This is a genomic window from Nonomuraea jabiensis, from assembly GCF_014204795.1.
Lineage (GTDB): Bacteria > Actinomycetota > Actinomycetes > Streptosporangiales > Streptosporangiaceae > Nonomuraea > Nonomuraea jabiensis.
This window is the reverse complement of record NZ_JACHMB010000001.1, coordinates 10287991-10310457: the sequence shown is the minus strand read 5'-3', so window position 1 is coordinate 10310457 and position 22467 is coordinate 10287991. Positions and strand designations below refer to the sequence as shown.

Sequence of the window (22467 nt, the reverse complement as noted above, 5' to 3'; positions counted from 1 at the left end):
CCTCATCGCACCGACCGCACCCGCGTGAACACCAGCAACCCGCCGACGAGCGCCAGCACCCCACCGGTGAGGTAGAGCAGCGTGTAGTTCTTCTCGCCGCCGCTCGCGCCGATGCCGATCACGAACGGGGCGATGAGCGGCGCGATCGCGCTCGGGAGCTTGTGGGCGAAGGACACCACGGCCATGTACCGCCCGGCCTCCTCCCGGCTCGGCAGCACCGCCAGCACGATCGCCTGGTCGACCGCGCTGAAGAACGCGATCGCGAGCTGCATCAGCACGGACCCGACCATCAGCACCGGGAAGGAGTGGGCGAAGGCCTCCACCAGCGCCCCCGCGACGAAGAACAGCGCGCCGACGAGGGCGAACAGCTTGCGCCGCCGCAGCTTGTCCGACAGGAAGCCGCCGCCGATCGCGCCGAGGGCCGCCGCGGCGACGCCGAGGATCCCGATGAGGGCCGCCGCCCCGGCGACCTCCCGCACCGGCAGGTCCAGGCGCTGGGCGTAGAAGAACGTGGTGAACGTCGTGTTGAAGTACAGCCCCATGAAGAACGCCAGGCGCCCCAGCCAGTTCCAGCCGAAGTCCGGGTACTTGCGGGGGTTGAACACGTAGCTGGCCGCCAGCGTCCGCATCGACACGGGCGTGGTGTGGACGGCGCCGCGCGTGTCGTCCTCCTTGCCCACGACGAGGAAGACGCCGAGCAGCGCCGCGCCGACGACGCCGGGCAGGACGAAGACGAGGAACGTGTTGCCCGTCACGGCGGTGGTGATCCCGATGCCGACGATGGGGGCGATCTGGCCGGTCAATCCGGTGAGGCCGCCGATCTTGCCGCGCTGGGCCTCAGGGATGCGGTCGGCCTGCACGTTGAGGATCGCCTGGGAGGCGGTCGCCCAGCCCAGCATCGCGAGGATCCAGCCGGCTCCCACGAGCAGCAGGCTCGGTGCGACCGCGATGCCGACCAGCGCCGCCAGGCCCAGGACGAGGCCGGCGAGCAGGAAGGGCCGGCGCCGGCCGAGGCGGCTGCGGGTGCGATCGCTCCAGACGCCGAGCAGGGGACTGAGCAGGAGGTAGACGGTCTGGGCGGTGCCCGTGACGTACCCGAGCACCTCCTCGTGCCCGGGGGCGAGCTCGTCGATCCGCACCGCCAGCGAGAACGACAGCGGGACCACGAAGGCCATGGAGATGCCGAAGTTGGCGGCCATCATCCAGAAGATGTAGCTCGCGCTCGCCCTCGGCAGGTCGTCGGGGGTGCGGGTCTCGAGCGGTCCGAGAGAGGGGGGAGTGGCCATGAACACCCTTCCCAAAGCAGTCAGGGGTCGAAAGTGCAGCTCATTACTTAAGCGCATCAGTAACCTACCGTTGACCGTCGCACAGGCCGCAAGACGTCTTCCCGTAACAAGTACGCAACAGAGGCGCCCGTCACACATGGGGCCGGAATCTCCTACGATGCCGACATGAGACGCCCAGCGAAGCGGGTCACCAGCGCCGACGTCGCCCGAGCAGCCGGCGTCTCCGCCGCCACCGTGAGCTACGTGCTCAACGACACCCCGGGGCAGTCGATCCCGGCGGAGACCAGGCGCCGCGTCCTGGACGCGGTCAAGCAGCTCGACTACCGCCCGCGCGGCTCGGCCCGCTCCCTGGCCGCCGGACGCAGCGACGTCGTCCTGCTGTCCATCCCGCACCTGTCGATCGGCCCCGGCATCAACCGCTTCGTCGAGCAGTTCGCCGCCTCCCTGGCCCACGCCGGGCTCACCCTGGTCACCCACCTGGCCGGAGCGCCGGGGCGGCCGCTGCCCGACGTCTGCGCGGCGATCGACGCCTCGGTGGTCGCCAGCCTCGACCCGCTCGACGACGAGACCGCGCAGGCCCTGCGCCGGGCGGGCGCGGACCTCGTCTTCACCACCGAGGTCGAGGCCCACCCCACCGTGCTGCTCATGGGCCGCCTCCAGGCCGAGCACCTCATCGACCTGGGCCACCGGCGGATCGGCTACGCCATGCCCGAGCACCCGCTGCTCCGCAAGATCGCCGACGAGCGGCTCGCCGGGGTCGCCGAGGCCTGCGCGCACGCCGGAATCGACCCTCCGGCAGCGCTCGACACCAAGCTCGACAGCGCCGCCATGGCCCGCGCTGCCAGGCGGTGGCGGCGAGAGTCCGTGACCGCCGTGTGCGCCTACAACGACGAGGTCGCGATCGCCCTCCTCGTGGGCATGCGCCGCGCCGGGCTCGCCGCCCCCGGCGATCTGGCGGTCATCGGCACCGACGACATCCCCCTCGCCCAGGCCGCCGATCCGCCGCTCACCACGATCGCCTTCGACCTGGAGAAGGTGGGCCGCTCCCTGGCCGACACGGTCGTGGCGAACCTGTCGGGCCGCACGCCACGCCTGGCGCCCGCCTCGCTGTCCCCGCACATCATTCACCGCTCCTCCACCTGAAACCTCCGCGAGCGGCGCGTTCGGGCCGATCTTCGCTTACTGTGCATCTCGGGGGAAACGCTGCGGGAGAATGGCCGGGCCGGCGCGTACGCAGGCGCGGCGTAGCGGGGGAAACACGGAGGATGACGGCGGGAATGAGCACGCAGACGCACGAGCATCTCGGCCCGTACCGGGTGATCGGGAAGATCGGCGAGGGCGGCATGGGGGTGGCCCACCTCGGTCTGGACGGCGCGGGTCGCCAGGTCGCGATCAAGGTGCTGCACCCGCACGTGGCCGCGGATCTCAAGTCGCGCGACCGGCTGTTCCGCGAGGTGGAGACGATGCGGCGGGTGCGCAGCCGCTACGTGGCCGAGGTGATCGACGCCGAGCTGGCGGGCAACCGGCCCTACGTGGTGACCCGCTTCGCCGCGGGCCGCACGCTGGAGGACACCGTGCTGACAGACGGCCCGCTGGAGGCGCGCGAGGTCGTCAAGCTCGCGCAAGGGCTGTGCCAGGCGCTGGTGGACATCCACGCGGCCGACGTGATCCACCGGGACCTCAAGCCGTCCAACGTCATGCTGGTCGACGGCGAGCCGCTGGTCATCGACTTCGGCATCGCGCATCTGGTGAACGCGGCCCGGCTGACGCAGACCGGGATGTTCGTCGGCACGCCGGGCTACCTGGCGCCGGAGATCATCCGTGACTCGCAGATCACCCAGGCGGCCGACGTGCACGCGCTGGCCTCGACGGTGTTCTTCGCGGCCACGGGGCTGCCGCCGTTCGGGACGGGGACGTTCGAGGCGATCTGCTTCAACACCATGGAAGGGCGGGCGCAGATCGACAAGGCGCCGGCGTGGCTGCAGGGCTGGCTGCGCCGGGCGATGCAGGTCGACCCGGCGGCGCGGCCCGGCGCGGGGGAGCTGCTGCGGCTGGCCAGGGCGCTCGATCCGGCGGCCCGTACGGACGGGACCAAGCGGCTCGCGAGCGGCACGCTGACCATGGACATCGTCTCCGACCTGCTCCCGCCGGTCGAATACGCCCCGAGCCACCAGGAGGAGCGGCCGCCGGCCTACGTGCCCGCCCCGGCGCCGACCCTCCACGCCGACCGGCCGCGGGAGCCCCGCCCGGCCCCGCCTCCCGCGGAGCCCTTCGAGCTCAAGCGGTTTCTGGCCGGCAGCGGATTCGTCGGGGTGCTGGTGCTCGTGACGCTGGTGGCGGCGACCGTCGTCATGCCGGTCGCCGTGGGCCTGGTGGCGGCGGCCCTCGCGCTGGCGTTACGCGCCGGCGACCACTTCTTCGGTGAGACCGGGCAGCCGTTCGGCAGGTCCGCGCTCGTCGCGGTGGGCCACCTGTTCCTGTCGCTGGCGTTCGGCACCGTCGTCGCGAGCCTCCTGCACCTGTCCGGCCGGTTGAGCGCCAGCCACGCGGAGTCCCTGGCCGCCGGCGCGTTCACGCTGGGGCTGTTCGTGCTGCCCGGCGCGGGCGTGGTGCGGCAGGTCGCCTCGCGCACCCTCGCCCGCCTGCTGCCCGGCCGCAACGCGACCGTGGTGACCGTGGCCGTGATGGGGCCGGTCGCGCTGACCTCGGTGATCGTGGCCCTGGTCCAGGGTCTGTAACGACGGGCCGTTCCCCGGCGGCCCGCATCCTTACCTGGCTCGCCCTTGCGCTGTCCGAGTACTCGTGTTTGAGTACTCATATGCGAGCAACACGCCTTTTCATTCTCGGCGCCCTGGCCGACGGCGGCCCCATGCACGGGCACAAGATCCGGGCCGCCGCGCAGATGGACCGGGTGGAGCTGTGGGCGGACGTCAAACCCGGCTCGCTGTACGGCGCCCTGCGCCGGATGGCGGACGAAGGCGTCGTCGAGGTCGTCCGCACCGAGCAGGAAGGCAACCTGCCCGCCCGCACGGTGTACGGCATCACCGGCAAGGGCCGGACCGAGCTGGTCTCGCTCATCAGGTCCGTCCTGGAGGACACGAAGTTCCGGCCGGACCCGATCCAGCTCGTGCTCCTGCACAGCGGCGAGATCGGCCCCGACGAGCTGCGCACGGCCGTCCAGCGGCGGCGCGACGCCTACGCCGCGCAGCTCGACTTCTGGCGCAACCTGCGCGCCGAGGCCGAACCGCACCTGACGAGGCTGGAGGCGGTCGCCTTCGACTACACCCTGATGCAGCTCGAGATGGAGCTGACCTGGCACGACCGCCTGCTCGCGGAGCTCGCGGACACCGACGGGCAGCCCTGACGCGCCCGCTACCGGAAAGGCGAGAACTCATGGCCTCTCAACGTTTGCGCGTCGCCGTCATCGGCGGCGGGATCGGCGGGCTCTGCCTGGCGCAGGGCCTGAAGCGAGCCGGCGTGGACGTCGCCGTGTACGAGCGGGACCGCACGGCCGACTCGCGCCTGCAGGGCTTCCGGCTGAACATCGAGCCGACCGGGAGCACCGCCCTGCACGCCTGCTTACCGCCCGCCCTGTGGGAGGTGCTGGTGGCCACCGCGGGCGACCCGGGGGCCGGGATCACCTTCCTCGACGAACGGATGCGCACGCTCGTCCGCATCGGCCAGGACGGCGGCGACCGAGACCCGCTGGACCCAGCGACCGGCGGGCACGCGGTCAGCCGCATCACCCTGCGCAAGCTGCTGCTGGCCGGCCTGGACGACGCCGTCCGATTCGGCAAGGAGTTCACCGGCTTCGCCCGGGCGGACGACGGGACGGTCACGGCGAAGTTCGCCGACGGCACCACCGCGACCGCCGACGTGCTCGTCGCGGCCGACGGCGTCAACTCCCGGGTGTGGGCGCAGCTCCACCCCGCGGCCGGCCGCACCACGCTGCCGGCGACGGCCGTCGCCGGCAAGCTCTTCCTCACCGAGGACAACCGGCGATGGCTGCCGGAGCAGCTGCTCGCCGGCATGAACGTCTTCTGGCCACGCCGGGACTTCCTGTTCACCGCGATCTTCCGCAGGCGCGAGGACCCGGCGGCGATCACCGCCCGGCTCGGCGACCGGGTACGCGCGCTCGGGCTGGAGCCGGAGCGGCTGCTGGCGGACGCGCACGACGACGACTACGTGCTGTGGGCGTTCATCGCGCACCGGGACTCCCTTCCGGCGGACTTCACGCCGCAGGCCCAGGCCGACCCGGCCGCGGTGCGGGCGATGCTGGCCCGGCGGACCGCCGGCTGGCATCCCGACCTGCGCCGGCTGCTCGCCGACTCGACCCCGGACACCCTCTACCGGACCGAGTTCAGCGCCGCCGAACCGCTCCAACCGTGGCAGACCGGCAACGTCACCGGGCTCGGCGACGCCGTCCACCACATGCCCCCGGTCGGCGGGCTCGGCGGCAACGCGGCGCTGCGCGACGCGCACCGGCTCTGCGCCGCGCTCACCGCGGCCGACCGCGGCGAGCAGCCGTTGCCGCAGGCGTTGCGCGCCTACGAGGCGGACCTGCTCCGCCACGGGTTCGAGACCGTCCGCGAGGTCGTCCGCAACACCGACGCGGCGATCGTCCGCAGCCCGCTGAAGCGGTCGGCGAGCCGGTGGTTCTTCCGCGCCTGCGGAGCCGTCCCGCCCCTCGGCCGGGCGGTGTTCGGCGACCGGTGAGCTGTTTTACACCATGGACAACATCACGTCACGTTGTTACGTTCGAGGACAGTTGACAGCGGTGTCAATCCTTGTCCCCCCACGAGGAGCGGAGATCGTTGATGGTGTCACGACGCAGTTTCCTGCGGGCGAACGGCGTGGTCCTGGCTGCCGGCGGCCTGGGCCTCACCCTCCAGTCCCCCGCCGCCGCGCGCACCCTCCCCACGTTCCTGCCGAACTTCGGCCGTCCCACCCACCTCGACTTCGCCGACCTCACCGCCCTCCACGGCGACGACCAGCTGCTCCTCACCACCCTCCAGGGCGTCGTGAACCGCCGCCGGCCGCGCCTCTACTTCAACTACGACGCCGCCGGGCACGACCAGCGCTGGCTGTCCAGCACCGGCGCGGCGGTCACCCGTCACGACCGCCCCCTCGACCTGGTCGCCCGCTACCGGGCCGAGGTGCGCGGCGCGATCCTGCACGACCCGGACGTCCCCGACTCCGTCAACGTCGCCACCACCTTGGCCGGGCTGGAGGACGCCGTCGCCGCGACCGCCGAGCAGGCCGCCGCGTACGGCCTGCGTACCGTCGTGGACCTGCGCGGGCGCTTCGACCCCGCCGACGTCCTGGCCACGTACCGCTGGCAGCTCGACCACCTGTTCCCCCGCTGCACCCACGCCCTGCTCGCCGGGCTCCCGCCCACCAGGACCGTGCGGGTGGACGGCGTGCGGTGGCGCGAGCTCGCGCGGGAGAGCGAGCGCGTGCGCGACTCCTCCAACCGGGCGGTGCGCACGTTCGACCTGAGCCAGGAGCTGCCGACCGCCCAGGACGGCGTCTACCTGCGCTTCCAGGACTCACTCGGCGACGACGGCTGGGGCGCGTCGGTGGGCTCGGTGAAGGTGAGCGCGGACGGGACGCAGATCGCGGCGTTCACCCCCGGCACGGACGCCGAGGCCCCCTACCTCTTCGACGGCCTCAACTCCGCCATCGGCGGCGACGGCAACCGCTTCGCCGACGGCGGCAACTACTTCATCTACCGCTTCACCGCCCCGGCCGGCGCCCGGCAGCTGCTCGTCGAGGTGGACCTGTGGAACCAGTACCTGGTCACGGCCACGACGACCGCGCCCACCCGGGTCGAGCCGTTCCCCTACTTCCGCGACTACGCGGTGGCCACCCGGGCCATGGTCTTCTGGCTGCCGCCCAGCGGCGCCACCGGCGAGCTGCTCGACGAGATCTTCGGCCGGGTGGAGCCCGCCACTCCTTACGCGGGCTGGTTCTCCAACGACGTGGCGGGCGAGTGGGGCGGCGTCGACCGGGCCTCCCAGCACGGCGTCGAGGTGATCCCCGCCGACTACTACATGAACGCCACCGTCCACGCCGGGGTCTCCGCCAGGATCTCCGACCGGGTACGCCCGCGACCGCCGGCCAGGTTACGTGATCGCGTCTATCTCACGCTCACGGTCGGCGAGGGCGACAACATCCAGTACTGCCAGCGCCGGATGCGCGAGATCTGGGACGACCCCGCACGCGGCGGCGTGCCGGTCAACTGGACGGTCAGCCCGCTGCTGGCCGACATCGGGCCCGCCCTGCTGGCGTACTACCAGCGCACGTCCACCGCCAACGACCTGCTCGTGGCCGGTCCGTCCGGGGCCGGCTACACCTACCCGGGGTCCTGGCCGGCGGCGGCGCTGGCCGCGTACACGAAGCTCACCGGCCGTTTCCTGCGCCGTACCGGCATGGATCTCGTCTACGCCTACAACCACCGCAGGCCCGAGGGCGACGGCTGGGTGGCCTTCGACGAGCGCATCGTCGCCGCCTACCGGCGCGACACCCCGGTGCGCGGCATCATCCAGTCGTGGGAGACCGGCGACCTGCTGATCCACCCGGCGGGCCTGCCCGTGATCGGCAACTTCTCGCCGCAGGGCAAGGCGCAGGAGTATAGGGACACGCTGGTGCGGCGGATCGAGGGCTGGGACGGGGGCACGCCGCTGTTCATCGCCGGCGCGGTCAACGCCTGGAACTGGACGCCGGCCGACATCGCCGAGCTCGCCGGCCTCCTGGGGGATCCGTTCGAGATCGTCCGCGGCGACACGTTCTTCGCGCTGCTGCGCGAACATCTGTCGGCCTGAAACTTTCAGGGTCCCAAAAGCGTTTCCCCACGTCCGCTGCAGCCTGCCGCTGGCGTGTATTGACAGAGTCGGGGCGGATCCTCACCGTACTCGGTGTTAAGGTTCACATTTTTCGGGCTCCCCCTCATACGGAGGATGCGGATGCACTTACGAGGATTACGCAGGGGCCTCATCGCCGGAGTCCTGGCCGTCTGCCTGGCCGGCGCCGCAGTGGCGAGCACGATCACGGCGCACGCGGCCGCGGCCGGCTGCCAGGTCAGCTACACGGTGGGCTCGCAGTGGTCCGGCGGCTTCAGCGCCAACGTCGCGATCAAGAACCTCGGTGATCCACTCGCGAGCTGGACCCTGCGCTGGAGCTTCGGCGCCGCGCAGACGGTCAGCCAGGCATGGAACGCCGTCGTGACGCAGAGCGGCAGCGCCGTGACCGCTGCCAACGTGAGCTGGAACGGCTCCCTGCCGACGAACGGCAGCGCCTCGTTCGGGTTCAACGGCACGTGGAACAACTCCACCAATCCGGTGCCGGCCAGTTTCACCCTCAACGGCGTGGCCTGCACGGGCACCGTGACCCCCACCCCCACCCCCACAGTGACTCCCACGGTGACCCCGACCGTGACTCCGACGTCGGGCCCGCCGCCCTCGCGGACCGTGCGGGTCTACTGGCTCAAGCCTTCGGACGTGGCCTACGACCAGCGCTACCCGGACGGCATCGCGAAGGTCATGCAGGAGGCGCAGCGCTTCTTCAAGCAGCAGCTGGGCAAGACGTTCACGCTGAACAACCCGGTCGTCGAGGTCGTCAACGGCGACCAGCCGCGGAGCTGGTACGAGAACACGCCGAACTGCGGGGAGAAGTACTGGTGGACGGTGTGCAACATGCAGGCCGAGCTGCGCCGTAAGCTCGGTCTCGGCGCGCCGGACAGCCGCTGGGTCAACGTCGGCGAGATCAGTGCCGAGGGCGACGGCGCCGGTGGCGGCGGCGGCAACGGGTGGGTGATCCTCAGCGGACACGACGCCGACGGCGCCGCGGGGATCAACGGCCCGATGAACCGGTGGTACGGCGGGATGGTGCACGAGCTGGGGCACGCCTTCGGCCTGCCCGACGCCACCTCCACCGACGGGACGTGCATGTCGGCGACCTTCTACTCCTACCCGAACTGCGTCTTCAACCAGACGCAGAAGAACGCCATGCTGAACGGCCCCTACGGCAGCTTCCTGTCCTGAATGGCGGTGGGCGGCGTGATCAGCGATCACGCCGCCCATCGGCGCGCGCCGGACCCCGGAAAGGCCCCCTTGACGAGCATTTCCACGCCCGCCGATCAGGCCGTTGGCCCTGTCCACGAGGGACTTATGACCCTGGGGCGGCGAGGTCGCGTGCGGTGCGATGGGGGAGAGGGGAGGCCGACATGATCGTTGCAGGTGTCGACGGATCGCGGGCCTCGTGCGCCGCGGTGGCCTGGGCGGTGGACGACGCGAAGCGCCGGCACGAGCCGTTGCGCATCGTGCACGCCGTGAACCGCGATTCGTACCGTTTTTCGAGGTTCCACGCCGCTCCCGAACCGGACGTGCTCGACCGCATGGCGCAGACGATGGTGGCCGAGGCGGCCGCGCTGGCGGGCGAGCGCCAGCTGGACGTCGAGGTGTCGACCGAGGTCGTCGCGGGGCCCGCGGCGGTGGCGCTGCGCGAGCAGGCCAAGGACGCGACCGAGATCGTCATCGGCAGCCGGGGGCTGGGCGGGTTCGAGGGGGCCCTGCTCGGCTCCGTGAGCTTGCACGTGGCCGGCCAGGCGCACTGCCCGGTGGTCGTGGTGCGGCCCGATCAGGAGTCCGTACGCGGTGAGGTGGTGGCCGGCGTCGACGACTCGCCGGAGTGCGAGCCCGCGCTCGAGTTCGCCTTCCGCCAGGCCGAGCTGCGCGGCAGCCCGTTGCGCGCGCTCCACGCCTGGCAGCCGCCGGTGCAGCTGTACGCCCCGCAGGTCAACTACGACCCCGACGACATCACCGCGGCCGCCAACCAGGTCGTCGCCGCCCGGATCGCCCGATGCCGGGAGGCGTACCCGCGGGTGGAGGTGATCGAGGACGTGCGGCGCGCCCACCCGGTCGACGCCCTGGTGGCCGCTTCGGCCAAGGCCGCGCTGGTGGTGGTCGGCTCGCACGGGCGCGGAGTCATCCGCTCGGCGCTGCTGGGCTCGGTCAGCCACGCGATGCTGCACCACGCCCGCTGCGCCGTGGCCGTGGTGCGGTAAAGGACGGAGCGATCGCCCCGTACGCATTCCGGGGAGGCTGCGATGAGACCGGATGGCACCGCCACCCCTGCGGACCGGACGCTGACGGTCGGCGTGGAGGAGGAGTTCCTGCTGCTGGACCAGGCCGAAGGCGGCCCGGCCCTGACCGCGCCGCAGGTCCTGGCGCTGCTCGGCGGCGATCCGCACGTCAAGGCCGAGGCCATGCGCTACCAGCTCGAGACGGTCACCGGCGTGTGCACGGACCTGGCGCAGGTGGCCGAGGAACTGTCCCGCCACCGGGCGCTCGCCGCGGGCGCGGCCCGGGAACTGGGCTGCCACCTCGTCGCCTGCGGGATCCCGCCGCGACACATGCCCGGCCTGTCCGCTCTCACGGCCGACGACCGTTACCAGGCGCTGGCGGCCCGCCATGGAGCCCTGGTCGCGGGCTCGGGCACCTGCGGCTGCCACGTACACGTCGGCATCTCCTCCCGCGAGCTGGGCGTACAGATCCTGACCCGGCTCCGGCCCTTTCTGGCCACGCTGCTGGCGCTCAGCGCCAACTCTCCCATCGCCGGCGGCGGGGACACGGGCTGGGCCAGCCGCCGCTACCGGCAGTGGAGCCGCTGGCCGACGGCGGCGCCTCCCCGGGCGTGGCGGTCGGCGGCCGACTACGACGCCACCGTGTGCCACCTGATCCGCCACGGCCGCGCCCTGGACGAACGGAGCGTGTACTTCCACGCCCGCCTGTCACCGCGCTACCCGACGGTGGAGCTGCGGGTCATGGACACCTGCCTCTCGGTCGAGGACACCGTGCTGCTGGCCGCCATGGCACGGGCACTCGTCGCCCTGGCCATCGCCGACATGACGCGAAATGTGCCGATCAAGGCACTGAGCGACCGGCAGATCGTCGCCGAGCTGGCCGCCGCCGCCCGGCTCGGCCTGGACGCGCTCGCTCTCGATCCGTACACGTCGCGGGCCATGTCCCACCGCGACCTGCTGGAGATGCTCCTGCCGCGCCTGCCCGAGCCCGAACCGATCGCCCTGCTGCTCCACCGGCTGGCCGGCCGGGGGACGGGCGCGGCCCGGCAGCGGACGATGTGGTCGCAGGCCGGCACGCCCGGTCGATTCGCCCAGCTGCTCGCCGACGCGACACTCTCCTGAACCACGCGAGATGGGGACCAATGTCACCCCCATTCGGGACTTCGTCCCCGGGCGCGGCGGGCTCGCCGTCGCGAAGGTGGAGGTGGGAGCTCTGGATCGCGCACGCAAAGGAGGGATCATGACCGTCGAAATGCTGGCCGCCGAGCAGGTGATGAGCCGGGTCCTGGTGGCGGTCAAGCCGGACGAGTCGCCGTTGATGGCCTGGGAGCTGATGCGCCGCGCCGACGTGCATCACCTGCCGGTCGTCGAGGGGCGGCACGTGTACGGCATCCTGACGCGCGAGCAGGTGGCGCTCTCCTGGTCGGGCGGCCCGGAGGAGCAGTCGAGCCGTCAGGTACGGATGTTGCTCGGGTGCGAGCGCAGGCCGGTGGTCCGCCCGGACACCCCGCTGGCCCGGGTCGCGGCGGCGATGCTGGACGCCGGGTGCGACGCGGTGCCGGTGGTCGACGGCGGCGGGCTGATCGGCCTGGTCACGGCTCACGACGTGCTGCTGGCCGTCGCCGGACGGCTCCGCCCCGCCGAAGGGTCCCATGAGGTGGTCACCGGGATGTTCCACCTCGAACCCGTCCTTCCCCCGGCCCCGACCGCGGGAGGGATGACCTGAACGTCATTCGGGACGGTCGTCCCGCAGGCGCGCCGCCAGCGCGGCGGCCTGGGTGCGGCGCTGCATGTGGAGCTTGGCCAGCAGGTTGGACACGTAGTTCTTGACCGTCTTCTCCGCCAGGAACAACTGCTCGCCGATCTGCCGGTTGGTCAGCCCCTCGCCGATCAGGTCGAGGATGTGCCGCTCCTGGTCCGACAGCGCGGCGAGAGGATCCTTCCTGGCGGCCTGGTCGCGCAGGCGCTGCAGCATGGCGGCGGTGGTCTGCGGGTCGAGCAGCGACTGCCCCAAGGCGACCGTGCGGACCGCGCCGACCAGGTCGGAGCCGTGGATCTGCTTGAGCACGTAGCCGGCCGCCCCGGCCATCACCGCGCCGAACAGCGCGTCGTCGTCGCCGAACGAGGTCAGCATCAGGCACGCCAGCCCCGGCACCCTCGAACGCACCTCCCGGCACACGTCCACGCCGGTGCCGTCCGGCAGCCGGACGTCCAGCACCGCCACATCGGGCTTGAGCGCGACGATGCGGGCGATCGCGGACTCGGCCGTGCCGGCCTCTCCGATGACCTCGATGTCGTCCTCGGATTCGAGCAGCGCCGCCACGCCCCGCCGGACCACCTCGTGATCGTCGACGAGGAACACACGAATCACACTTACGACGCTATCCGATGCCAGGAGCACCGCAAGAGGCACCGCGCCTGACCTGGTGCGACACTTGAAGATGTGGGGAACGAGCACCACCCGGTGATGCCGCAGGTACGGCTCGACGAGCTGCTGGCCGAGCTGCAGGTGCGGCTCAATGCCGTGCTGGCCACCCGGGACCGGGTGCACGTGCTGCTCGAGGCCGTGGTGTCGGTGGGCAGCGAGCTCGATCTGGAGACCGTGCTGCGCCGCATCGTGGAGACCGCGACCAAGCTGGTGGACGCCAGCTACGGCGCGCTGGGCGTGATCGGCCAGGAGAACACGCTCATCCAGTTCATTCCGGTGGGGCTGACCGAGGAGGAGATCGCCAGGATCGAGCACTGGCCGCACGGTCTGGGCCTGCTCGGCCTGCTGATCAAGGACGCGCGGCCGCTCAGGCTGGGCCGCATCGCCGACCACCCGGAGTCGTACGGCTTCCCGCACGGGCATCCGCCGATGGGCACCTTCCTCGGCGTGCCGATCCGGGTGCGCGAGGAAGTTTTCGGAAACCTTTACCTGACGGAGAAGCGCGGCGGCGGCGAGTTCGACGAGGAGGACGAGGCCATCGTCGTGGCGCTGGCCACCGCGGCCGGCGTCGCCGTGGACAACGCCCGGCTCTATGACGAGTCCCGGCGGCGGGAGACCTGGCTGCGGGCGTCGTCCGACGTCACCACGCGCCTGCTGTCCGGCGCCGACCCCCGCCAGGCGCTCAGCCTGGTGGCCGACTCCGCCCTCGCGATGACCGACGCGGACCTGGTCGAGGTGCTCCTGCCGGAGCCGTCGAGGCAGTCGCTGATCGTGGAGTTCGCGGAGGGCGAGGGCGCGCAGGAGCTGCTGGGCGCCGTCTTCGTGGTGTCGGAGACGCTCGCGGGGGACGTGTTCGTCCAGGGCGAGGCGATGTCCGACCCGGACATGCAGAGCGGCCCGCGCCCCGGCTCGCCGCTGCGGCGGCTGGGTTACGGGCCGGTGATGATGGTGCCCTTCGGCGGCGCGCCGGACGTGCGCGGGGTGCTGGTGCTGGCCAAGCGGAGCGGACGGTTGCCGTTCAGCGGGGCGGACGAGCAGGTGCTGCAGTCGTTCGCCGGTCAGGCGGCGATCGCGCTGGAGCTGGCCGAGACGCGCAGGGACGCCGAGCGGCTCGGCCTGCTGGAGGACCGCGATCGCATCGCCAGGGATCTGCATGATGTGGTCATCCAGCGGCTGTTCGCGACCGCGATGACGTTGATGAGCACGATCCGGCTGGTGGAGCGGCCGGAGGCGGCCAGGCGGGTCCAGCACGCGATCGACGAGCTGGACGGGACGATCCGGCAGATCCGCTCGTCCATCTTCGCGCTGCAGGGCTCCGGCGAGAAGACCGGTCCCAGCTTGCGGGGCCAGATCGTGGAGCTGGTGGAGGGCGCCGCCGGCCAGCTGGGCTTCATGCCGGGCCTGCGCATGGAAGGGCAGATCGACGCGCTGGTGGCCGAGCCGGTCACCGATCATCTGCTGGCCGTGTTGCGCGAGGCCCTGTCCAACGTGGTCCGCCACTCCCGCGCGACGCGCATCGACGTCCTCGTCGAGGCCGTGGGCGGCGAGCTGGTGCTGGAGGTCACGGACAACGGCGTCGGGCTGGGGGAGACGGGCCGCCGGAGCGGCCTGCGCAACATCGAGGAACGCGCCACCCGGCTGGGCGGCAGCGCGGAGCTCACGACGCCCGACGGGGGCGGGACCCGGCTGTGCTGGCGGATCCCCCTGTGAGACCGGCTCCGGCTCCCGTGGGACGTTGGTCCTGATCGGAGGGGGCGTAAGGCCCTGTCGGTTGCGGTGAGCCACCCCGAGCATGGAGAGGAAGGAGAATCAATCACGGGGAGCCGAGATGAATCGTTCGGCAATGGTGGGGATCGCGGCCGGTTCCGCGCTGGCGGCCGCCGCGGTGACCGGCCTTGCCGCAACGGCCACCGGCATCGCCCGGCAGGCCATCGTCGAGCAGCGCAACGCCACGCCGACGGATCGGAGCCTGATCGGCCCGTACGGGTCCACGCGCAGCATGAACATCACCGACGAGGCCGGCTACCTGGCCCGGATGGTGGCTCACGATCAAGAAGCCGTGACGGCGGCGCGGCAACTGCGGCGCTCCGACCGGCCGCAGATGCGCGCTCTCGGAGCCTCGATCATCGCCCGGCAGGGCGCCGACCTCGCCACGATGAGATCCTGGCTGGACAAGTGGTACCCGGGGCGCTCGGGGATGGCGACCGGCTACCAGCCGATGATCCGCGACCTGTCCGAGCTGTCGGGCGACGCGCTGGACAATGCGTTCCTGCTCGACATGATTCCGCATCACATGGCCGCGGTGTCGATGTCCCAGCAGCTCCTGATGTCCGGACGGGCCCATCACTCCCAGACCGCCGACTTCGCCATCAGGGTGCGCGACGCTCGGCATGCCGAGATGTTCCGGATGCAGCGGTATCTGGGCCAGTGGTTCAAGGGCTGGAGCATGCCGTGCGGCATGCGGAAGTGACCACCTTCGCTTAGTCCACGACCTTCCCGCAGCCCGCGACGCGAACTGCGGGACTTCGGGGCCCTGGATCCAGGCCCGCCTAGCGGGCTTTGGCCGAACGCGAGTCGCCTCGAAGGACCGCCAGGCCCGCCATCGTCAGCGCGGCAGCGGCGGCCACGGCCACGGTCAGAATGATCACTTTGCGCATTGCTTCACCCCGATTACAGACAGTGATGTTGCTATTACTGTTGCCTGATGGCTTGCTATGAATCCCGCGCTTTTCCCTGGATTCGTCAAACGCCCGAACAGCGGCGTCCTCAGCGTCCTCAGGTCCTCAGCGTCCTCAGTGGGTGATGCGCCGGCCGGACACCTGCTCGGCGTCGACCACGATGTAGTGGTCCCGGCTCCCCGGTGCCCAGGCGGTCAACGGCAGCGCCGCCAGCCGGTGGATCTCGTCCGGGTCCGTCACGGCCCGCGCCTGCCCCACCGCGGTGACGGACCAGCCGGTACGCAGCTCCGAGTCGAACTCGTCGGCCTCGAAGGCCACCACGGCGTGCCGCGTGGCGGCCGCCAGGTTCGACCCGGTCGAGGTCCGGATCACGATGGACCGGCCGTCGAGGTGGAAGTTGACCGGCTGCACGGCCGGCAGGGCATGTTCGGTGAACACGATCCGGCCGATGGGGGTCGTGGACAGCAGGCCGAGACACTCCTCGCGGGAGAGCACCTGAAGTCCGGACGAATCGACCTGCATACCCTCAACTTCCCCGCTAGGGCCACCTCGGCGTTAGAGGCGAAAGTCCCTGGGTTCCCGCCGATGGAGGGCCTGACGGCCCTGGCGGCCGGGGACCTTCGGCCCTGACCGGGACGCGGCGGGTGTGATGCGCTGGACCCAGGGCCCGTACGGAGGTGGGAGTCATGGCTGTCCTGTCGGCGAAGCACGCGATCGACACCGCGCTGGAGGCCGCGCGCTGGGCGCCGTCCATACACAACACGCAGCCGTGGATCTTCACGACCTCGGGGGAGGAGATCAGCCTGCGGGCCGACCCGGACAGAAAGCTGCGTGCCAGCGACACCTCCGGCCGCGAGCTGCTGATCAGTTGCGGCGCGGCGCTCTACACCCTCCGTACGGCCATGCGCTGCGAGGGCTGGGATCCCGTGGTGCGTATCCTGCCGGACCCGGACCGCCCCTCGTTGCTCGCCAGGCTCCGGCCGGGCACCGAAATGGCCCCCGACGAGTCCCTCAAGACGCTGGGCAGGGAGATCGAGCGGCGCCGCACCCACCGCGCCGGCTTCGCCGACGTGCCGGTGCCCGACAGGCTGATCGAACGGCTGACCCGCGCGGCCATGGAGGAGGGCGCCAGGCTGACCCCCGTCCGCTCCCCGGATGCGGTACGGGTCATCGCCGCCCTCACCCAGGCCGCCCAGGGCATCCAGGCGCAGGACCGCCGCTTCAGCCTGGAGGTGGTCCGCTGGGCCCGGCCGCCGGGCAGCGGCCGCAGGGACGGGGTGCCGGCCGAGGGCTACCCCCGCCGGGCGGCACGTACGGACCCGGACTTCCCCCAGCGCGACTACTCCTGGCGGCACGACTGGGGCAGCCAGGCCGACCAGCGGACCGAGACGTGTGCCGGAGTCGTGGCCCTGCTCACCACGCGGGGCGACGGCCGCCAGGAGTGGATCGACGCCGGGCAGGCGCTCCAGCACGTCCTGCTGGAGGCCGCCGCCTGCGGTGTCAGCGCCGCCTTCCACACGCAGGCGCTGGAGATGGACCTGCTGCGCGAGTTCCTGCGCCACGAGCTCTGCTCGGACGAGTACCCGCAGATGATCATGCGGTTGGGCGTGACCTCCGACGACAAGGGCTCGGTCCGCCGCTCGGTGTCGGAGATGACGATGTAGCGGTCACTTCCGCTCGGCCAGGAGGTTCGTGGGGAGCTCGCGGCGGGCGCCGGTCGGCAGCGCGAAGATGGCGGTCAGGAAGGACAGCAGGCAGAACCCGGTCATGTACCAGCCGAAGGTCACGTCGCTCTGGGTGATGTCGTGCAGCCAGACGGCGACCAGGCCGGCGGTGGAGCCGATGAGCGAGGTGGCGATGTTGAAGTTCAGGGCCGCCGCGCTGGAGCGGACCTCCGGGGGGAAGCTGAGCACGGCCGCCGCCATCATCGGCGCCGAGATGAGGTTGTTGATGATCGTGAAGCCCACGACCGCCAGCACGGCGATGAGGATGGAGCCGCTGCCGATGCCGATGAACGTGGGCACCGTCAGCACGATGAACAGCCCGTAGCCGATGAGCAGGGGCACGCGGGCGCCGTACTTGTCGGCCAGGTAGCCGCCGTAGATGCTCGGCACGGGGCCGACCACGTACGTGATCATCGACGCCAGCAGGGCGAGCGAGGTGGGGAAGCCGGCGCTGATCAGCGCGGTGACGAAGTACGCCTGGATGACGAACGACCCGATCCGCTGGCCCGCGCTCAGCCCGATCGAGCGCAGCATGTCGGGCCAGTAGTAGCGCACCGCCGTACGCAGCGGGGTCTGGGGCACCTTCTGCTGCTCGGTGAGGCGCTGCACCGCCTCGAACTCGGGGCTCTCGCTCAGCCGCCTGCGGATGTAGACCGCCACCGCGGACAGGGGGATCGCCAGCAGGAACGGGATCCGCCAGCCCCAGCTCGCGAAGGCCTCCGCCGACATGGTCTGGGTCAGCAGGAACGCCACCCCGGCCGCGAGGAACGACCCGATCGACGCGGTGGAGTTCAGGCTGCCCAGGACGTAGTTGCGGCGCCGCCGGTCCTCGTGCTCCAGCAGGAAGTTCGCCGCGGTGGTGAACTCCACGCTGGCCCCGAGGCCCTGCACGACCCGCGCGGTCAGCAGCAGGACCGGCGCCACGACCCCGGCGGCCGCGTACGTGGGCAGCACCCCGATGCCCGCCGTGCCGACCGTCATCAGCATGATCGTGAGAACGAGGACGGGCCGCCGGCCCTTCAGGTCCGCCAGCGGGCCGAGGATCATCGCGCCGAGGGGCCGGATGAAGTAGGAGAGCGCCACCCCAACGTACGCCGCCAGCAGGGCGGCCGTGGTCTCCCCTTCCGGGAAGAAGTGCGAGGCGATGACCGCGGCGAGCGTCCCGTACAGCGTGAAGTCGTAGTACTCGACGGCGTTGCCGATCATGGTGGAGGCGAACAGGCGCCGGCGAGCCCGTGGTGTGTGGACGACGTCCGGATCGTTGGCTACGGGGGTGCTCATGGGGTCTCCTCGTGGAACGGTGGATGCGGCGGCGACGTGGAGGGTGGTGGGGTTGCCTGCCGTCGGCGCAGGTAGTTTCGCTTGTGCAAGCCTGGCGCGGCGGACGCGGGTCGTCGTGGCGGGTGCCGTGTCCGGCGGGTGCCGTGTCCGGCGGGTGGCGGACCGCGCATGGATAACTCAGTCGGGAGAACGTTCTCCCAAGAAGCTAGAATCGGTGTGACGATGTGTCAAGCACTCGTCACCTACTATTCAAGGGCGGGCCGCTACGATGATCGTCGAGGCCGTGGACGGGCCGCCACCATCGGAGCGGGGAGGCGCTGGACGTGGCCGCTGGGCGACCGACGATCATCGATGTCGCGCGTGACGCCGGAGTGTCGCCCGCCACGGCCGGCCGGGTGCTGGGCGGCTACGGCACCCCGTCGCCCGAGCTGGTGCGGCGGGTGCAGGACTCGGCCAGGCGGCTGGGCTACCGGGCCAACGACGTGGCGCGCAGCATCGTGACCGGCTCGACCCGGGTCATCGGCGTGGTCGTGAGCGACATCGAAAACCCCTTCTTCGCCCGCGCGGTCAACGGGATCTCCGACCGGGCCCGGGCCGCCGGCTACGAGATGCTGCTGGTCAGCACCCGGATGGATCTGGCGCGCGAGCGCTCGGCGGTGGAGGCGCTGATGGCCAAGCGGGTCGACGGCATGATCGTCGCCTCGGCCAGCGTCTCCGAGGGCGGCCACCTGCGCCGGGTCCGCGAGGCGGGCGTTCCGCTGGTCCTGCTCGACCGCCGCAACGACGGGGCCGGGGCCGTCGACGCGGTGCTGCTCGACAACCGGGCCGCCGCGCAACGCGCCGTGAGCCACCTCCTGGACCTGGGGCACCGCGCGGTCGCGGCGGTGACCTCGGCCACGCCCGGAGAGGGCCACTCCTCCTCCCGGCGGCGCAAGGCCGCGGCGGAGTTCCCCAGCTCGCTGCGGTTCAAGGGCTACCTGGACGCGCTCGAGGAGGCGGGCGTCACCTGCGACCCCGGATGGGTCCTGCGCTGCGACGACGCCGACGCGGCCTGCGAGCGGGTGCGCGAGCTGCTGGTCACCCGGCCGGACGTGACGGCCATCTTCGCGACCACCAACGTCATGACCGGGGGCGCCTTCCGCGCCATCATGGACGGCGACCGGCGCTGCCCGGAGGACATCAGCCTGATGGGCTTCGACGACCACGAGTGGAGCACCCTGGTGCGCCCGCAGCTGTCGGTGGTCGCGCAGCCCGCCTACGACCTCGGCGCCGCGGCCGGCACGGTCCTCCTCGGCCGGCTCTCCAGCCCGGGCTCGCGCAGCGCCCCCAGCGAGACGATCCTGCAGTCCTCCCTGATCGTCCGCGGCTCGGTCGCAGCCCCACCCACCTAGCGCCCCAACCGGCCCCGGGGGTTCCCGCCGGCACCCGAACGATCCACGCGAGACGGGCCCCGCCCCGAGCGCGTCGTCCCTGAGCGCGTGATTCTTGAGCGCGTCGTCCTGGGGCGTGCCGTCTCGGGGTGCGTCGTCTCGGGGTGCGTCCTCCGGGCGTGCCGTCTCCGGGCGTGCCGTCTCCGGGCGTGTCGTCTCCGGGCGTGTCGTCTCCGGGCGTGCCGTCTCCGGGCGCGTCGTCTCCGGGCGTGCCGTCCCCGCGCACCGGCGAGGCGGGCATGAGCGGGGCGGTCGATGCGGCCCCGTCACGGCTCCACGCGTATCAAAAACCAACCGATGCGCGGCGACGCGAGTTCGGGAGTTGGTCTGGGCGGGCGATCGCCGCCTTGACGGTGCAGTGCATCGGTGGCTACGTTCAGAGAACGTTCTCCCAACAGAACGCCGCAACTGCCGAACTCCGGCGAGAGGAAACGAAGGCGAATGGCCCTTCGCATCGGTGTCGACACCGGCGGCACCTTCACCGACATCTGTCTCTACGACACAGAACGCAACGAACTACGCGTCTTCAAGGTCTCCAGCACCCCAGAGGACCCCGGCAAAGCGATCATCGACGGCGTCTCCGAGCTGCTCCGCATCGCCGGCGACGGTGGCGGAGGTGGCGGATTTGGTGACATCTCCTACTTTGCGCACGGGACGACCGTCGGCACCAACGCGCTCCTGACCGAGACCGGCGCGCGGACCGGCCTGCTGACCACCCGCGGCTTCCGCGACCTGCTGGAGCTGGCCCGCGGCCGCCGCCCCAGGCTGTACGACCTCCAGGCCGACAAACCAGCACCCCTCGTGCCGCGCGACCTGCGCCTCGAGGTCACCGAACGGGTCAGGCACGACGGCACCGTGCGGACCCCGCTCGACGAGGAGGAGGTCCGCGCGCAGATCCGCCGGCTGCGCGACCAGGGCGTCGAGGCCGTCGCCGTGTGCCTGCTGTACAGCTATGTCCTCCCCGACCACGAGCGGCACCTCGCGCGGTGGATCGAGGAGGAGTTCCCGGGCGCCTACGTCTCCCTGTCGTCCGAGGTGCTGCCGGAGTTCCGCGAGTACGAGCGGCTGTCGACCGTCGTCGCCAACGCCTACCTCGGCCCGAAGGTCTCCGGCTACCTGGCGCGGCTGCGGGAACGGCTGGGCGAAAAGGGGCTGGCCGTGCAGCCGTACGTCACCCAGAGCAACGGCGGCGTGGTGTCCTTCGCCGAGGCCGAGAAGTACCCCGTCCGCATGGTCCTGTCGGGCCCGAGCACCGGAGTCGTCGGCGCGGCGCGCCTCGCCAGCGCCGCCGGACATCCGGACATCATCACCTTCGACATGGGCGGCACGTCCACCGACGTCTCCCTCGTCCAGCGGGGCGCACCCAGGACCAGCTCCGGCCTGGACCTGGACGGGCGCGCGATCCGTACGGCCATGCTCGACATCCACACCGTCGGCGCCGGCGGCGGCTCAGTGGCGCGCCTGGACAGCGGCGGCCTGCTCAAGGTGGGCCCGAAGAGCGCCGGGGCCTTCCCCGGCCCCGCCTGCTACGGCCACGGGGACCTGCCCACGGTCACCGACGCGAACGTCGTCCTGCGGGTGCTCAACCCGGAGTACTTCCTCGGCGGGCGCATGAAGATCGACCCGGAGGCGTCCCGCCGGGCGGTGGGCACGCTGGCCACCGAGCTCGGCATGAGCATCGAGGACACGGCGCAGGGCATCATCAGGGTGGTCACCGCCAACATGGCCCGGGCGATCCGCGTCATCTCCGTCCAGCGCGGCCACGATCCACGCGACTACGTCATGGTGCCCTTCGGCGGCGCCGGCCCGTTGCACGCCTCCCGGCTGGCGGCGGAGCTCGGCATGACGACCATCCTCGTGCCCGAGTCGCCGGGGGCGCTGTCGGCGCTCGGCCTGCTGCTCACCGACGTCAGGAGCGACTTCTCGCGTACCGCCGTCATGCCGCTGGGGACCGGCGGGGCGGACCCGTCAGGAGGCGACGTGGCGGCCGTCCTCGGCGGGGCGGACCCGTCAGCAGGCGACGTCGCCGCCGTCTTCGCCGAGTTGGACGCCCAGGCGGAGCGGTGGTTCGAGGCGAGCGGCATCGAGGAGCGGGCCCGCGGCACGCGCCGCCAGATGGATCTCCGCTACGCGGGCCAGAACCACGAGCTGACCGTCGCCTTCCCCACCGGGCCGGTCACCGCGGAGAGCGTGGCCGCGGCGCTCGACGACTTCGCCGCGGCGCACGAGCGGGCCTACGGCTATGCCAACCCCGGCAGCCCCGTCCAGGCCGTGACGTTCCGCGTACAGGCCTGGGGCGAGATCGACGCGCGGCCGTCGTCGAGCCCGGTCGTCGGCGGCCGCCCCGAGGGGGAGCAGCCCCGCAAGCGCGCCGTCTACCTGCCCGAGCTGGGCGGCTTCCACGAGTGCCTGGTCCACGACCGGGCGGCGCTCGCGCCCGGGACGGTCGTCGAAGGCCCCGCGATCGTCGAGCAGATGGACACCACCACCCTCGTCCTGCCCGGCTCCACCGCGGAGGTCGACGCCCATCGCAACCTCGTCATCCACCTGTGAGCACC

General features: G+C 71.8%; 18 protein-coding genes. 14 read left to right on the top strand and 4 right to left on the bottom strand.

Translation table 11 applies throughout. From position 1 onward, the window contains the following. Positions 1-2: 2 nt before the first annotated feature. Positions 3-1286, bottom strand: coding sequence for an MFS transporter (locus tag HD596_RS47215; protein WP_221519911.1), 1284 nt, complete (start codon positions 1284-1286; stop codon positions 3-5). A 165-nt stretch (positions 1287-1451) separates the two neighbouring features. Here HD596_RS47215 and HD596_RS47210 point away from each other — a divergent pair, with 165 nt between their 5' ends. The 9 genes from HD596_RS47210 to HD596_RS47170 all read left to right on the top strand — a co-directional run bounded on the left by HD596_RS47210 (position 1452) and on the right by HD596_RS47170 (position 12094). Beyond that, positions 1452-2429 (top strand): LacI family DNA-binding transcriptional regulator, encoded by a 978-nt coding sequence (locus HD596_RS47210; protein WP_185075846.1) that lies wholly within the window; start codon positions 1452-1454, stop codon positions 2427-2429. Between the two features lie 134 nt (positions 2430-2563). Continuing rightward, positions 2564-4024: a serine/threonine-protein kinase gene (locus tag HD596_RS47205; protein WP_185075845.1), complete on the top strand. Its 1461-nt coding sequence runs from the start codon at positions 2564-2566 to the stop codon at positions 4022-4024. 80 nt (positions 4025-4104) lie between these two features. Then, positions 4105-4650, top strand: coding sequence for a PadR family transcriptional regulator (locus tag HD596_RS47200; protein WP_185075844.1), 546 nt, complete (start codon positions 4105-4107; stop codon positions 4648-4650). Positions 4651-4679: 29 nt separating this feature from the next. Then, entirely contained in the window at positions 4680-6002 is a 1323-nt protein-coding gene (locus HD596_RS47195) for an FAD-dependent oxidoreductase (RefSeq protein WP_185079143.1), read from the top strand. 101 nt (positions 6003-6103) lie between these two features. Beyond that, positions 6104-8110, top strand: coding sequence for a GxGYxYP domain-containing protein (locus HD596_RS47190; RefSeq protein WP_185075843.1), 2007 nt, complete (start codon positions 6104-6106; stop codon positions 8108-8110). Between the two features lie 141 nt (positions 8111-8251). After that, complete coding sequence (locus tag HD596_RS47185) at positions 8252-9328, top strand: cellulose binding domain-containing protein (RefSeq protein WP_221519910.1); 1077 nt, start codon at positions 8252-8254, stop codon at positions 9326-9328. Positions 9329-9510: 182 nt separating this feature from the next. Continuing rightward, positions 9511-10350, top strand: coding sequence for a universal stress protein (locus HD596_RS47180; protein ID WP_185075841.1), 840 nt, complete (start codon positions 9511-9513; stop codon positions 10348-10350). Between the two features lie 42 nt (positions 10351-10392). After that, positions 10393-11490, top strand: coding sequence for a carboxylate-amine ligase (locus tag HD596_RS47175; protein ID WP_185075840.1), 1098 nt, complete (start codon positions 10393-10395; stop codon positions 11488-11490). 118 nt (positions 11491-11608) lie between these two features. Next, complete coding sequence (locus tag HD596_RS47170) at positions 11609-12094, top strand: CBS domain-containing protein (protein WP_185075839.1); 486 nt, start codon at positions 11609-11611, stop codon at positions 12092-12094. Positions 12095-12097: 3 nt separating this feature from the next. Here the strand turns inward: HD596_RS47170 and HD596_RS47165 are convergent, their stop codons facing one another. After that, the gene (locus HD596_RS47165) at positions 12098-12739 is read right to left on the bottom strand and encodes a response regulator transcription factor (RefSeq protein ID WP_185075838.1); all 642 of its coding nucleotides are present in this window, start codon (positions 12737-12739) and stop codon (positions 12098-12100) included. A gap of 96 nt (positions 12740-12835) precedes the next feature. Between HD596_RS47165 and HD596_RS47160 the strand changes: the two genes are divergently transcribed. Next, the gene (locus HD596_RS47160) at positions 12836-14506 is read left to right on the top strand and encodes a sensor histidine kinase (RefSeq protein WP_185079142.1); all 1671 of its coding nucleotides are present in this window, start codon (positions 12836-12838) and stop codon (positions 14504-14506) included. 118 nt (positions 14507-14624) lie between these two features. After that, a complete protein-coding gene (locus tag HD596_RS47155; protein ID WP_185075837.1) occupies positions 14625-15266 on the top strand; it encodes a DUF305 domain-containing protein in 642 nt (213 codons plus the stop codon). 322 nt (positions 15267-15588) lie between these two features. On the opposite strand, the gene HD596_RS47150 is transcribed toward HD596_RS47155, so the two are convergent. Then, on the bottom strand, positions 15589-15996 hold the full coding sequence (locus HD596_RS47150; RefSeq protein ID WP_185075836.1) for a pyridoxamine 5'-phosphate oxidase family protein: 408 nt from the start codon (positions 15994-15996) through the stop codon (positions 15589-15591). Positions 15997-16160: 164 nt separating this feature from the next. Here HD596_RS47150 and HD596_RS47145 point away from each other — a divergent pair, with 164 nt between their 5' ends. After that, positions 16161-17138 (top strand): Acg family FMN-binding oxidoreductase, encoded by a 978-nt coding sequence (locus HD596_RS47145; RefSeq protein ID WP_185075835.1) that lies wholly within the window; start codon positions 16161-16163, stop codon positions 17136-17138. Between the two features lie 3 nt (positions 17139-17141). Here the strand turns inward: HD596_RS47145 and HD596_RS47140 are convergent, their stop codons facing one another. Continuing rightward, positions 17142-18479 carry an MFS transporter gene (locus tag HD596_RS47140; protein ID WP_185075834.1) on the bottom strand — a complete coding sequence of 446 codons (1338 nt, stop codon included), beginning with the start codon at positions 18477-18479 and terminating at the stop codon, positions 17142-17144. A gap of 323 nt (positions 18480-18802) precedes the next feature. Here HD596_RS47140 and HD596_RS47135 point away from each other — a divergent pair, with 323 nt between their 5' ends. Continuing rightward, complete coding sequence (locus HD596_RS47135) at positions 18803-19870, top strand: LacI family DNA-binding transcriptional regulator (RefSeq protein WP_185075833.1); 1068 nt, start codon at positions 18803-18805, stop codon at positions 19868-19870. A 480-nt stretch (positions 19871-20350) separates the two neighbouring features. Then, positions 20351-22462 (top strand): hydantoinase/oxoprolinase family protein, encoded by a 2112-nt coding sequence (locus HD596_RS47125; protein WP_185075831.1) that lies wholly within the window; start codon positions 20351-20353, stop codon positions 22460-22462. The last annotated feature ends 5 nt before the right edge of the window (positions 22463-22467 follow it).